Source organism: Bartonella sp. CL71SXKL (assembly GCF_042194935.1).
Taxonomy (GTDB): domain Bacteria; phylum Pseudomonadota; class Alphaproteobacteria; order Rhizobiales; family Rhizobiaceae; genus Bartonella.
Window position 1 is genome coordinate 161,537 of sequence record NZ_JBHINI010000002.1, and the last position, 14,103, is coordinate 175,639.

The window sequence follows — 14,103 nt, forward strand, 5'->3', positions numbered from 1 at the left end:
ACGTATATAAATAAAAAATATTATAGAAAATAATATAAAGAAAAAAAATATTCTTAACAAAATTTTTTTCCAAATTTCTTTTTTACTATAACCTTTAGATTTATAATATGAAAACAATGTATAGAAAAATATAACTAAAGCACCTATAGAAAATAATAATTCTACAATAATACTAATAAGCTCATTCATAAAAAAAATCCAAATTAAATATATAATTTTGTAGAATTATGCACCTAAACCTTCCTGTCAAGTTTGTAGACACATAATTATGCCTACAAGCTTGTTCATTTTAGAAATATCTGCTGATTTTTATATTAGCGATAACATTCACAGCCTATATATCCCAAACCTGTACCAAATCCTACTGCAGAGCCAACTCCTCCTCCTAATGATAGACCTCTTCCGCAGCGCCTATTGGTCCTCCAACTGACACCCCATAACTCCACCAATTACCACTCCCATATTATGTCCCCTATGTCCCATTGAAAATCCTGCTGAGAAATAATCTCCAACAGTACACCCAAGTCGTGATCCACTGCTTGAAAAATTCATTGAAGTAAAATTAGACCAACCATTAGAAAAACTAGAACCAAATGAACGAAACATATAAAACCTCTTTAATTATTGTTAAAAATAACTGTATCACAAAGATACAGTGGAAAATTCATTATTGTTCACTTTATAAGAAGTAAAACATAATTTGTAAAAATAATAATAAAAATACTGTATAAATAATAAATACATTATGTTTATATTATATTAATACAAAATGTATATTTTGTATTAATATAATATTATTTATAATACTGTTAAAATATGCGACATCAATCGCTCTTTCTCTTAAATAAAATCATAAATTCAAATGAGACATTCACAAGAAAAACTAGTATTCTTTTCTCTTGGTTTACAATAACAACAAAGAAATATATTTATTATGTCATCGAACTCAGTTGCGTTGCTGTTGTTTTGCGTTTGCTGGGCGTGGTGAATCCTTTTATTTTTCAAGCGATTATCGACCGTATTCTCCCTTTTCAGCGTATTGAAAGTCTCTATGCTATCGTTGTCTTGATGGTTGCTATCATGCTGTTTAGCACAGCTCTTAGCACTCTATCAGGCTACTTAGGTGCTTATTTAGCCAATCGGCTTACGCTAGAATTTGGACGGCGCATTTACACCCATCTTTTAAGTCTCTCCTTGCCCACTTTACGCCGTTGGCAAGTAGGAGAATTGTTTTCACGTATTGGGGAAGTTGATACAATTCGCGGTTTTTTAACAGGAACCATCGCCACAACCGTACTGAATGTTCTGTTTGCCATTATTTATATTGCTGCACTCTTTTCCATTAGTCCAAAACTTACCTTCATTGTCCTTATCATTTTACCTTTACAAATGGGCTCTTTAGCGTTAGTCGGTCCCTTCTTGCGCCGCCAATTACGCCGTGCTTTCACTCTGCAAGCTGTCCATAAATCGCGCCTTATTGAAAGTTTTACCAATCTTGAAGCCATTAAAGCACACGTAAAAGAATCTGCTCATACAATACGCATGCAAGAAACTTTAGCTCGTAGTTTAGATCAAAGCCTTACAACCAGTAAATTGCATCTTCTCAATGGAGCCATGAGCCATATTTTTGGTGATCTTTTCACTATTTTTATTATCTTTTTTGGTGCTCAGGCAGTTCTTCAAAACCAGATTACGCTAGGGCAACTTATTGCCTTTCATCTCCTCGCTGGAAATGTTTCTGGTCCTATCTTAAGCCTTGCATCCCTATGGGAAGAATGGCAGCATTTGAAAATCTCTCGTCTTCGTTTGGGCGATATTCTTAACTCCCCTTCAGAATGGGAAGAAGAAAAGCCGCCTCTTCAACTCAGCGCTCCTCCTCATCTTGAAGCCAACGATCTCTGTTTTTCTTATGGAGATAAGTCCATTATCAATCATCTTGATGTCTGTTTACAACCTGGGCAACCAATTATGTTACTTGGTCCTTCAGGGTGCGGAAAAACAACCTTGGCGAAGCTCCTTTGTGGACTCTATCCCCCAACAAGCGGAAAGATATTGATTAACGCCCAACCTTTACAGAATTTTGATGTCCGTAGCGTGCGTGAAACAATTGCGTATTTTCCTCAAAATCCTTGCCTTTTTTCCGGAACTATTCTTGAGAATATGCTTCTTGCTAAACCAGATGCCACTAAAGATGAAATCGACGCTGCACTATATGTTAGTGCTTGCCATGATTTGATTGCTCAGTTGCCCTTAGGACTCAATACTCAAGTAGGAGAGCAAGGTAGTTTTTTATCAGGTGGTCAGCGCCAACGCTTGGCTTTAGCTTGTTTCTTTCTGATAAACCCAAGCCTTCTTATTTTGGATGAACCTACTTCCGCATTGGATGACGCTGTCAGTGCACAAATTGTTGAGCATTTATATAAACTTTCGCAAGAACGTATTGTTCTTGTTATTACCCACAAAAGCGACCTCTTTCCTCAGCATGCAACCGTCTTAAACTGTACTGATTTGGAGGCAACAAATGGCAGATAAAGCTCCCTATTTGCGCCCTTTGTCACCAACGCTTCATATGGTGGTTGCTGTTTTGATCACCTTATTTCTCTTTATTGTGATCGGCAGCTTTATCGCAAAAACAGAGATTGTTGCACGGGGGCAAGGAAGTGTTATTCCCACCGCTTACGTTCAGCTGGTCCAAGCGCAAAATACAGGACGCATTGAGAAAATTCTTGTAAAAGAAGGGCAATTTGTTCATCAAGGTGATCTCCTTATTCAATTAGATCCTCGTGAAGCCCTCAATGAGTGCGCACGTGTTCAAGCAGATGTCGCGCAACAAACCCTTCAAGCACAAATCGCAACAGCTATTTTAACAGCTTTGCATGAAAGTGATCCTTTGGATAAAGATTTTGTGACCAAAGGACTTGCCTATCTGCCAGTTCCTCCTTCTGGCAATCAGACTGCAAGAATAGAAGGGGAAAAACTCATTAGCGCTGCCCTTCAATCTCTCCAAGATAAATTAAGAGCGCTAAAAGCACAAGCGGACCGCGTCGAGCGCAGCGGTGCAACACAACATGCGCAATTAGATAGGTTGGAAGATGATCGTCAATTAAGCCAAGGAAAATTAAAGGCTGCAAAAAGCCTAATGGAAACAAAAGTCATTAGCCAAGCCGTTTATTTAGAGCGTTTACATGATTTTAAAAATGTCGAGCATGAAATTTTAACCAATCAAAGACGTTTGGAAGAAAATGCCGCCGAAATAAACGCCCTCCGCCAACAACGGAAAAGTCTCATTTCCGATGAAATCGCCCGCTATCGCCAACTTTCGCGTGAAACAGAACTGAATCTTCAAGGATTAAAAGCAAAACTTGATAGCACTCAATACCATCTTGACCACTTATCACTCTATGCGCCTGTTGATGGACGTATCGATGATTTAAGTATCCATACTTTGGGCGGCTTTGTAGAGGCTGGTAAAACGCTCATGCGTATTGTCCCTGGTGCGGGCGGTCTCATTGTTGAAGCGTTTTTTGATAATCGAGATATTGGTTTTTTAGAAAAGGGCCAACGTGCTTACATCAAGTTTTCTGCCTTTCCACCTGAACGTTTCGGTGTTATCCACGGTACAGTCGTTAATGTAGGCGCTACAGCGCACTATAATAAAGAAATTAATGGTGTCTACGCTGTTTTAATCAAAATTGACCAAGATCACATCACTTTGAATAACAAACAACTTAAATTTATCCCTGGCATGACTGTAACAACGGATGTCATTACCTCAAAACGACGTCTCATTTCTTATTTCTTTGAACCTATCACCAAAATTTTAGAACAATCTCTAAAGGAAAGATGATGTCTGTAAATGAAAATCCATCACCATCACTCATAGATCCTCTTACAGCGTTAGGAGCTATGGTTGTTTTAATGCTTACATCTCCCTTATACCGCCGCTGGCGAATCTGGGATATCGAACGAAATTTAGGACCAGCTTTACAGACTGGGCAATACAAACTCTATAAAAATGAACGTGGAGAATTTTGTGCCTTTATCACTTGGGCTTTTTTAGATGAGAAAAATCATCAATCTATGTTTAAAAAAGGAGAATTTTTACCCGATGTCAATTGGCAGAATGGAAAATACGTATGGTTTATTGATTGTGTAGCACCCTATGGCCATACTGCTCATATTGTACGCGATATGCAACGAAATATATTTCCTGATCAGCGTTATTGCTACGCTGTTCGACGTAATGAAGATGGTGGAATACGAAAAATTGCACGCTGGTGTTGCTATAGAGCGCAAAATCCAGCCAAATAGTTTTTCTAAAGCAAGTGCGCATAAATCATTTACCCCTCGTCTTATAGAAAAGAATCTTTTAAAAGAGTTCTTTGAGCGATAGCTATAGCAAGAGAACCTTACCATATTTAGAGCTTCCCCGCTACAAATGGGTACTTTTCAGCTTACCAGACTTGCTATGAATAGCAATAGATGGTTAAGAGGGCTAATCCACTCTCAAGCTGAACTTTGATTAACATTTTACCAGAATTGGCTGGGGTACCTGGATTCGAACCAGGGAATGCCGGTACCAAAAACCGGTGCCTTACCGCTTGGCTATACCCCAAAAAAACACGCTTTATAGCGACTCCTGCACCTTATAGCGATTCCTGTGATTGGACGCAATATCTGAAAATCAAAGACTTTACTTTTTTATCATAAAATTTCTGAGTCTTGTATGGCATTGCCATCGATACAAATTCGTAGCAGAAACTGATATACAGTTGTGGTTTTAACATAAGAAAGAACCATTTATCCATCAATTATTTTGCTCTTTGTATTGATTTTCTAGGAACAGAAAATGAAAATCTTGCAGTTTACTCATGTATCTAATAAATTTGCATATGATTTACTTTTCTTGATATATTAAAATCCCATCTTGCTCAATTTAAGAAAAAAGCTGTCACCACATTGGCAACCGGTAAGTGTATGATAGTGCTGCTGTGCTCTTGCATTAAGCATAAAGATGGTAATGTCCACTAATTTTTACATTATATTATTCATGGGTAGCACCATAAAATAAAATCAAGCACATTGAAAAATATTTCCTAAAAAATAACACTTAATATTCTGTTGAAAACATTATGATACACCCATAAACTGGAAGAGTTTTGCAAAAATTAAAAACATTTTATATGGTATTTGAAAAAATAGAGATACAAAAACAAGGAATAATAGCTATTTCCATTTACTTTTTATTCAAAAGATAATGATATTTATTACCCACTCATAGATGTAAAAAATCTTCAGAAGCAATCTTTATGTAGACCAATACCCTTTTTGATTGATGAATATACATTTCCTAAAAGCTTCTTTTACAAAAAGAGAGACATTAAAACTATTTCATACAAATTAGGTATTCAACATTTGCTTTTAAATGCGGTAAATGGCAAATTAGGCTTATGAAATAAGCTTAACAATTAGAATCGAGGAGATTTTTAAATGGCTTTTGAATTGCCCCCATTGCCTTATGATTACGATGCCCTTTCGCCTTATATGTCACGCGAAACGCTTGAATATCATCATGATAAGCATCACCTCGCTTATCTTACCAACACCAATAATTTTGTGAGAGAGTTAGGCTTAGAAAATGAAAGCCTTGAAGATATTGTTAAAAAAAGTTTTGGAAAAAATATTGGTTTGTTTAATAATGCAGCGCAGTATTACAACCATAACCACTTTTGGCTTTGGATGAAAAAAAATGGTGGTGGCCAAAAACTTCCTGAAAAGTTAGCAAAAGCTATTGACGCTGATCTAGGTGGTTACGACAAATTCCGCGCTGATTTTATTGCTGCTGCTAGTGCCCAATTTGGTTCTGGATGGGCGTGGGTTGCTGTTAAAAATGGCAAGCTTGAAATTATGAAAACGCCTAATGGTGAAAATCCCTTAGTGCACAATGCTCGACCTATTTTGGGTGTCGATGTGTGGGAACATTCCTATTACATTGATTATCGCAATACTCGACCGAAGTACCTCGAATCCTTTGTAGACCATTTAATTAATTGGGACTATGTTTTGAAACTTTATGAAGAATGTGAATTTTAAACTGTCTCAATAATTTTTTAGTGTATGAAAGTCCCTATAATCCAATAAATTATCGGAGACTTTCATACAGAGGTATTATGGATTAGCAAAAGTCTTTTCCTGCTATCTTTAGAATATATGCATAGATATAGGCAACTTCTTCTAGCTTTGAAAAACGTCCAGCTGCACCAGCGTGCCCTGAATCCATATTAATACGTAATAAAATTGCATTATCGTCTGTTTTTAGGTCTCGTAATTTTGCCACCCATTTTGCAGGCTCCCAGTAAGTTACACGAGGATCTGTTAATCCTGCCATCACAAGTATAGGGGGATAGTTTTGAGCTTTGACATTATCGTAAGGGGAATAGGAAGCAATAAGCTTATAATCTTCTTCTGATTCAAGAGGATTCCCCCATTCGGCCCATTCTGGAGGAGTGAGTGGCAATGAAGCATCTAACATTGTCGCTAAGACATCAACAAAAGGCACATTTGCTACGATCCCAGCAAAATCCTGTGGAGCTATATTGGCAATGGCTCCCATCAACATCCCCCCTGCTGAACCACCATGAGCAATCAGCCGGTCGTGAGAAGTGAATTTATTGTTTACAAGGTAACGCCCACAAGCAATAAAATCTGTAAATGTATTGTACTTAAAGAGATGTTTTCCTTTCTCATACCATTCTACTCCCTTTTCTTTTCCTCCGCGAATATGAGCAATAGCGTAAATAAAACCTCTGTTTACTAGAGAAAGTACATTACTATTGAAACTGGCAGGTATAGAGATCCCATAAGCACCATAACCGTAAAGCAGACAAGGCGCACCACCATCAAGGGGAGTATTTTTGTGATAAAAAAGTGAAATAGGAATCTTCTCACCATCGTCTGCTATTGCTGTAATACGTCGTGTTACATATGCATCTTTATTATGCCCAGAGGGAATTATTTGCGTTTTTAAAAGCATTCGTTTACAATTTTTCATCTCATAATCAAACACTTGATCAGGTGTTGTCATAGACGAATAGGAAAAACGAATAGTTGGACTGTTATATTCTGCAACTCCTTGCAGACCTAAAGAATAAGCCTCTTCAGTAAAAGCAATGGAATTAACTTGTTTAGTGGTACGTTCCATTACTTTTATACGTGGAAGCCCCTCAAAACGTTCGATCCAGACAAGAAAATCTTGATAAGCATCATGGGATAATATTAGGCACCCAAGCTGATGTGGGACAAACTCAGACCAATTTTCTGATTGTGGAGATGTATATGGCGCTACCATAATTTTGAAATCTTTTGCATTATCTAAATTGGTCAGAATATAAAAGACATCACCACCTTCTGTAAGTGAATATTCAATACCTTTTTGTCGTTTCCGTACACATTGGGGAATAGTAAAAGGCGCCTCAGCAGGAATTAACCAGATCTCGGATGTTTCATGATCATGAATATTAATATAAATAACATCATTAAGCTTAGAACCGCTTACATCTAAGAAAAAACCTGGATTGTCTTCACGAAAAATAAGCTTATCTTGTGATTGATCTGTGTTTAATTGGTGATAATAGAGCTCTGAAGGTCGGTGGTTTTTATCCATCTTAGTATAGAAAAAACCTTCAGATCTAGCATCCCATACAATTTGACCAGATGTATCAGTAATTGTGTCCATACAGTCAGACAATGTCTCAAAATTACGAATTTTAGCTGTATAGAATTCTGATCCTTTGTCATCATAGGTCCATACCACATGTGTATGGTCAGGAGATTCTTGAACTGAACCAAATTTGAAATATTCTTTGCCTTCTGCCAAGACGTCACCATTAAGGTACACGTTTTTTTCTCCGCCATTCCTTGGTGTCCGAAAATAATGTGGTTGTTGGCCTCCGGTAACATAAGAGAATCCGTAAGCAAAAGAACCATGTTTTATAGGAACAGAACTATCATTCTCTTGGATCCTGTTTTTCATTTCGGTAAAAAGCAAATCTCGTAGTGGTTTTGTATCAGCCATTTGAGCTGATTGATAAGCATTTTCTTTTTCAAGATAATGTCGAATATTGAGATCAAGACAGTTAGGATTTTTAAAAACATCTTGCCAGTTAGACGCACGTAGCCAATGATAGGGATCATCACGAAAAATACCATGATATATTTCCTTATGAGTGATTCTAGATGCTTTGGGAGGAATTGCAAAAGTGCGAGTCATACACAATCCTATATTAAAATATGTTAACAGCTTCATTTATATGTTAGAATCACAATTATTGATGCAAGTGTACAAATCTATAAGTTCTATTCACTTGCAAAAATAGTGCCATGATAATTTTTAAACTAATACCTTTCTGTTCATTACATATCACAGCTATTGTTTTCTAGGGATATAATACCACTTTTATAATGAAAGTGACTGGTAAAACAATTAAACTATGAGAAAAAGATTTGATTTTTTTTGAAACAGTATAATCGCATAATTTTATAGAAATGAATAAATATATCATAAATATTATTATTACTTTATAAAAAATAAAAATATTCTATGTCGTTTTAATGAATAGTTTTATATTATAAACAATGCTATTGTGTCATGTTTGTAATATATATTGTTTTTTATTATTAAATTTAATAAATATAAATAATAAAAATAAATTTGAAATTTATTAAAAATAAACTTACTAAATTATAAGTATTCAAAACAAAAAATAATAATTTATATATTATATTTTTATAATTAGTAATTTTATTTTTACGTTCTCAAAAAAATAAATAAATTTCATCCTATATCTTTTTATATTTGTGATGTATTATATATTATGTATGATATGTTATAGGCTAAAAATATATTTTAGCATGTAATAATTTCGTTTTTCTTATTGTATATTATGACAAAAAATGGGTATTTATTTGATTTTTTTGTGTTTTGGCAATTTTATAGAATAATTGAATTGACAAAAAAGATTTTTGTACAATATGAAACTCATGTGCATGAGATCTTTATATCATGAGTATATGCACTATATCTCGATTTTGAATTACTCAATTTTAAATTAAAGGAAACAAGAATGGAACATCGTGCAGTCTTAGAGACTGAAAGCAATTTAGTTATTACATTGGTTGCTGATATTGTTGCTGCCTACGTGAGTAATAATTCTATTCGACCGACTGAAGTGCCAAGTTTAATTGCTGATGTCCATGCTGCTTTTCGTAAAGCAGGGAATCTAGAGTTAACAGAAGTCGAAGTTGAAAAACAAAGGCCTGCCGTTAATCCAAAACGTTCAGTATTTCCTGATTATCTCATTTGCCTTGAAGATGGAAAGAAGTTTAAATCTCTAAAGCGTCATCTCATGACACATTATGGAATGTTGCCAGAGGAATATCGTGAAAAATGGCAGTTAGATAGTTCTTATCCTATGGTGGCGCCTAATTATGCAAAAACACGATCGGCTTTGGCCAAAGAAATGGGTCTTGGACGCAAAAGCAAACGGAAAAAAACTAAATAATCTTATTTTGCGAAAAAATGGTTTCGTGTATAAAGTTGATTTTAATATACATGTTTTGTGTGAAGCTTTTGTATATATAGCAATTTCTATCAAGGGGATTACGTATAGCTTTCATTACGAATCCGTTTAATCATTGATTTCAAACCATTTGATCGTTGTGGTGTAAGATTTTCATTTAAACCAAGTTTTTCAAAGAGCTCTTGAGCATCAGAATTGCGAATTTCAGAAGCTTTTTTGCCTGAATAAAAAGCAAGAAGTATATAAATGAGTCCACGCACAATATGAGCATCGGAATCACCTTTAAACGTCAATATTGGATCTTCTGAGTTATTACGTGAAGATAAAAGCCACACTTGGCTAACACAACCAGGAACTTTGTGAGCATCATTTCGAGCGCTTTCCGGAAAAGGTGGCAATTCATAGCCAAGCTCGATGACATAACGATAACGATCTTCCCAATTATCCAAAAGCGAAAAGTTCTCTATAATAGTACCGATTTTTTCCGCCATTATTTTAGTCCTGTTTCGTTTGAATAATCATTCTTGAATACACTTATAAAAAATAAATATTTATTCTTCCTAACATAAATAACACGAAGAACGTTAAAAATCCTTATTTCAAGATAACATTTCATGGTTTTGTAAGAACTCTTGTATTTCTATTTTGTAAGAAACATTAGGGGAAGTCTCTGATATTATTTTTGTTCCCTAATATGTTCCCTAAATATTCATAAGCAGCTCTTGCACCGTAATATGCGCGTTCGCCAAGTGAACTTAAAAAAGATTTTCCTACTTTACAGGTTTTTATATTACGGTCACAAAATGCGCCTAAATCATTTAAGGCTTCCTTAAAAGCAATAATCACATCGCTCGTTGTTGTCTCATTATTTTTGGGGCTAGAAGAATGATTACTGCTTGGATCTGCTACAAAAAATGAAATAATGACAAAAATAAAAAATAATAATAATAATAATTTGATTAAAAAACGTATCATGGATAATCAATGTAGCGCAGTGGTAAATACAATAAAAGAAGCATTTTATATACTGTTGCTTTATAAACAATTTATAAAATGTGCTTTTTATAAAATTGAGTATTCATGTATTGGGTCTATATCATTGGCTTTTTTATAAATATGGCAAAATTCCGCCGTATAAAATAGGATACATTGTCTATTCAGTAAAAAATTAACATCAAAATTATACACTTACAGGCTGATCATGTTAATGAACATACTATGGTAAAAAATGAGAGATATAATCATTGTCGTGTACATACTTATTTTAGATAATAGTTCACCATCTTAGCTTAGTTGAAAAAGCTAAAAAGAGTAAAATTCTGTTATTCTGACTCTAGTGTCGATAAAATATTTATATTATCTATAAAATTTTTACTAGCACATCATAAACATGATCAACATGTCGATCAAAATATTAAACAATAGATGCATCTCTTACAACTCCATCTAAAGATCTCAAGACCAGTTTTTCTATAACATTGTAAATCAATTTAATTGATACGAAGTTATTTACACTAAAATATAATTATATTAAGAGATAATTATATTTTACCAAACCGTTTATGGATAAGTAACCATCTATATGTAAATTATAAAGAATAGATAATGATTGTCATCTGTTTAGTGTTATAGGCAAATATTTTCAATTTTATTTTAAATAATAGGCAAACATATGCCCCAAAATGAAGAATAACGTGGCATTATTGTTTAGATAATTATATGTGATAATGCAGTTTGCAAACACCAAAATGATCTTGAATGCTAATCATTTGGTGCTCTCTTTATACACATTAAAGACTTGTCAAAACGAAATGAATAAAAGTTGCCAAGAACTCTTGTTGATTTATCAACTTATAAATTGATATAATGAAGCTGCTCATTTTAGGAGTTTGAAAGGAAAAATCAATAATGTCAATGCACTTCTCTCTGGCTGGAAGTAAGAACTGATTCATATTCGTTTCCTAATTTATATTTGTTTCTTTGTAAAAAATAAACGCAACTGAAAATAAAAGTAATGGCAACAAAACGAAAGACATACCGAAAAAAAACTGTAAAACACCGTAAATACTATAGTAGTATTGTTATAACACTTCTTCTTATAATTTTTCATTTTATTTTTTGGAGTGCAAAAACTCTTTATTTCTATACGCGAAAAAATACTTTATTTTTTGTTGGATCTCTTCTTTTTAGCATTAGTTTTTTATTTATTTCATTTAATGCTTTATTTTCGCAAATGACAACGCATCAAAATATTTTAACTCAAATGAAATTTTCCTCTGTTCAAAGTATAGGTAAGAGCTCTACTTTATCGGAAAAAGAAGAAAAATCACAAGAACTCTCCCGTGTAACTTCTGTACATTCTCAAAATCATAACCACACAAATTCATCTTTATCCTCTCAATCAGCAAGCATGCTGGAAAAGCAAAAAGAACTAGCAAAATTAGGCCTTTATGATGGACCCTTAGATGGATTGGAAGGACCTAAAACACGCCGAGCCATCACTTTATGGAAACAGCAAACTGCTCAGAGAATGCAAAAGAATGTTCTATCTAATCCCGCAACAGATGAAATCGCGATATTAATTAAGCAAAGCGAAATAGAAACAAACAATACAAAAAATATGACACACTTAAAAGAAGCTATTTTAGAGCCTTCTGTTGAAGATATTATACAAGTGCAAAAAGCTTTACATATTTTTGGGAATGAAGAGGTTATTGTCACAGGAATAGAAGATCAAAAGACGATAGAAGCTTTAAAACAGTTTCAAAAAATATTTGATCTTCCTGTAACAGGTAAAATTAATCACACAATTTTAATGAAAATGCGTGAAATTGGTTTATTTAATTGAAGCTAATCATCTACATTATAAAAATAATCTCTTAATTTATAATGATAATTCATCTTTCGTTTGTTTAATGCTCCCCTCAAACATTCCTTCATCTCAAGCCCTCTTATATTCAATCAATCAGAATGGTTTTCTTACACATTACATATTGAGCCGTATAATTTGCTGCAAGAAAACCACAACCGATTGCAGAAAAAAGAAATATTGCAAAATAGAAAACGCGCTTGTTCTAGCATTTTTATTGCTTCTGATGATAAAAGGACACAAAATTTTTGTAGTATCACGTAAACCTTTCATATTATCGAACCACGAATTGTCCATATATTATCGTCAATTTGATCTTTATAAATATGATGCAAAGAATTTATGCAAACACCTGTAAGGATAAGTAGACGTAAAGCTAGTTGTGTTATGGTTGTTGTTTTGCAAAGTATCTGAAAAAAACAGCACTTCTCTCCAATCTATTGCTGGAAAATTATGTGTTTTATGACATTGTTTTCCTAAAATAGCGTGTGTGTTTAATATTGCCTATAAATCAACATCTAAATTTAACGCAGCAGTATATTTGAAATAAATGTTAAGACAGTTTAGTACTTTTCTCAGCTGTTATAGCTTTTGTATGCCAAATGGGGGCAAGAATATTGCGCATCTCTGTTTGTATAATCTCTTAAAACAGGGAGACAGCCTAATTTGGGAAGAATATGAAATTTTAAGGTAAAAACCAGTTTTCATCTTTGCCATTTCCTTTTAATTCAGCTTTACGCCTTTCAAAGACATCTAAAGCAATATCTTTAAAATAATGGAGATTACCTATTGCCTCATGCTTTTATTTATCACATGTCTTTTTGAACTCACTCCCCCCTCACGCAAAACAAAATGTCCCAAACGAAATACACTTGGATTGCCATTCACGGGCTTTCTTAAAAAAACATCTCTTAAAGCACCCAAGAGCATTTCACAACAACGCCCGTGAATAATAGCAGCCCCTACTGCGCGCGCGCTATCATTTTTACACTTGTGAAAAAGCAAGCCAGCACCATTACACACTGTACCTACCTTCAATTTGTGACAGCTCTTGACACTTGAGACGATTCATAAGAGGCATATCCTTGCTTTATTTTTTTATCCACAGACGCTCATCCCGCCTATAACATGCAAAAAACATGGTTTTGATTGATTCATTATAAAAAAAGTTGAAATGAGAAGATCTTATGATATTTACAGCTTTTGTTCAATATAAGAAATAAAAAAATATCATTATAAATCAACATATTGTATAACTTTTATATTCCTTCATAAAGGTAAAGATGGTAGCGTATAGTGGAGTTTATAAACTTACGGGGGGTTTACATAATCCCCATTCCACGAATGTCAATGTGAAATGGACATCCACTGAGAGATGTCTATCTCAAACAGCATGATGTGCAAAAAAATACATTTGTTTGGAGCATTCTATTTTGCGTGAGGAGCTCATTCCCCCATAAAAAAGCAAACGCGTAAATTGACTGCACAATAACACGTTTCTCTCTATCAAGAGGTTCTTCAATAGAAAGTGTATTAATAATACATCTTTGTCTATCCTGCTTTATATTTTTTCTTATAAACTTCTAAAAAAGCACTTTCTCGCGTAACATAACTTATCGTGCATTTTAGAAGCATTTTTATTCCCTTTATTAAAGA

General features: G+C 34.1%; 10 protein-coding genes, 1 tRNA gene and 1 pseudogene. 6 read left to right on the plus strand and 6 right to left on the minus strand.

Features of this window, described 5'->3' with window-relative positions:
- Nucleotides 1–411 precede the first annotated feature (411 nt).
- Entirely contained in the window at nucleotides 412–606 is a 195-nt protein-coding gene (locus tag ACFILA_RS01845; protein WP_273791622.1) for a hypothetical protein, read from the minus strand.
- A 378-nt stretch (nucleotides 607–984) separates the two neighbouring features.
- Here ACFILA_RS01845 and ACFILA_RS01850 point away from each other — a divergent pair, with 378 nt between their 5' ends.
- From ACFILA_RS01850 to ACFILA_RS01860, 3 genes are read left to right on the plus strand one after another with little or no spacing between them, the layout of a single operon-like run.
- Nucleotides 985–2,532, plus strand: a complete 1,548-nt coding sequence (locus ACFILA_RS01850) for a peptidase domain-containing ABC transporter (protein ID WP_375660545.1) — start codon at nucleotides 985–987, stop codon at nucleotides 2,530–2,532.
- On the plus strand, nucleotides 2,522–3,847 hold the full coding sequence (locus ACFILA_RS01855; RefSeq protein WP_375660546.1) for an HlyD family type I secretion periplasmic adaptor subunit: 1,326 nt from the start codon (nucleotides 2,522–2,524) through the stop codon (nucleotides 3,845–3,847). The genes ACFILA_RS01850 and ACFILA_RS01855 overlap by 11 nt, the downstream gene beginning before the upstream one ends.
- A complete protein-coding gene (locus ACFILA_RS01860; protein WP_375660547.1) occupies nucleotides 3,847–4,311 on the plus strand; it encodes a toxin-activating lysine-acyltransferase in 465 nt (154 codons plus the stop codon). The genes ACFILA_RS01855 and ACFILA_RS01860 overlap by 1 nt, the downstream gene beginning before the upstream one ends.
- Nucleotides 4,312–4,540: 229 nt before the next feature.
- Here the strand turns inward: ACFILA_RS01860 and ACFILA_RS01865 are convergent.
- Nucleotides 4,541–4,615, minus strand: a tRNA-Gln gene (locus tag ACFILA_RS01865).
- An 875-nt stretch (nucleotides 4,616–5,490) separates the two neighbouring features.
- Between ACFILA_RS01865 and ACFILA_RS01870 the strand changes: the two genes are divergently transcribed.
- Nucleotides 5,491–6,093 carry a superoxide dismutase gene (locus ACFILA_RS01870; protein ID WP_375660548.1) on the plus strand — a complete coding sequence of 201 codons (603 nt, stop codon included), beginning with the start codon at nucleotides 5,491–5,493 and terminating at the stop codon, nucleotides 6,091–6,093.
- Nucleotides 6,094–6,175: 82 nt separating this feature from the next.
- Here ACFILA_RS01870 and ACFILA_RS01875 read toward each other — a convergent pair whose 3' ends face one another.
- The gene (locus ACFILA_RS01875) at nucleotides 6,176–8,269 is read right to left on the minus strand and encodes a S9 family peptidase (RefSeq protein WP_375660549.1); all 2,094 of its coding nucleotides are present in this window, start codon (nucleotides 8,267–8,269) and stop codon (nucleotides 6,176–6,178) included.
- An 853-nt stretch (nucleotides 8,270–9,122) separates the two neighbouring features.
- Here ACFILA_RS01875 and ACFILA_RS01880 point away from each other — a divergent pair.
- Nucleotides 9,123–9,560, plus strand: a complete 438-nt coding sequence (locus ACFILA_RS01880; protein ID WP_012754848.1) for a MucR family transcriptional regulator — start codon at nucleotides 9,123–9,125, stop codon at nucleotides 9,558–9,560.
- A gap of 98 nt (nucleotides 9,561–9,658) precedes the next feature.
- On the opposite strand, the gene ACFILA_RS01885 is transcribed toward ACFILA_RS01880, so the two are convergent.
- Both ACFILA_RS01885 and ACFILA_RS01890 read right to left on the minus strand, forming a co-directional pair.
- On the minus strand, nucleotides 9,659–10,069 hold the full coding sequence (locus tag ACFILA_RS01885; RefSeq protein ID WP_375660550.1) for a SufE family protein: 411 nt from the start codon (nucleotides 10,067–10,069) through the stop codon (nucleotides 9,659–9,661).
- 108 nt (nucleotides 10,070–10,177) lie between these two features.
- Nucleotides 10,178–10,553 (minus strand): annotated as a pseudogene (locus ACFILA_RS01890) (DUF5330 domain-containing protein).
- 1,039 nt (nucleotides 10,554–11,592) lie between these two features.
- Between ACFILA_RS01890 and ACFILA_RS01895 the strand changes: the two are divergent.
- The gene (locus tag ACFILA_RS01895; protein ID WP_375643145.1) at nucleotides 11,593–12,426 is read left to right on the plus strand and encodes a peptidoglycan-binding domain-containing protein; all 834 of its coding nucleotides are present in this window, start codon (nucleotides 11,593–11,595) and stop codon (nucleotides 12,424–12,426) included.
- Between the two features lie 807 nt (nucleotides 12,427–13,233).
- On the opposite strand, the gene ACFILA_RS01900 is transcribed toward ACFILA_RS01895, so the two are convergent.
- Nucleotides 13,234–13,470 carry a hypothetical protein gene (locus tag ACFILA_RS01900; protein ID WP_375660551.1) on the minus strand — a complete coding sequence of 79 codons (237 nt, stop codon included), beginning with the start codon at nucleotides 13,468–13,470 and terminating at the stop codon, nucleotides 13,234–13,236.
- Nucleotides 13,471–14,103: the final 633 nt, after the last annotated feature.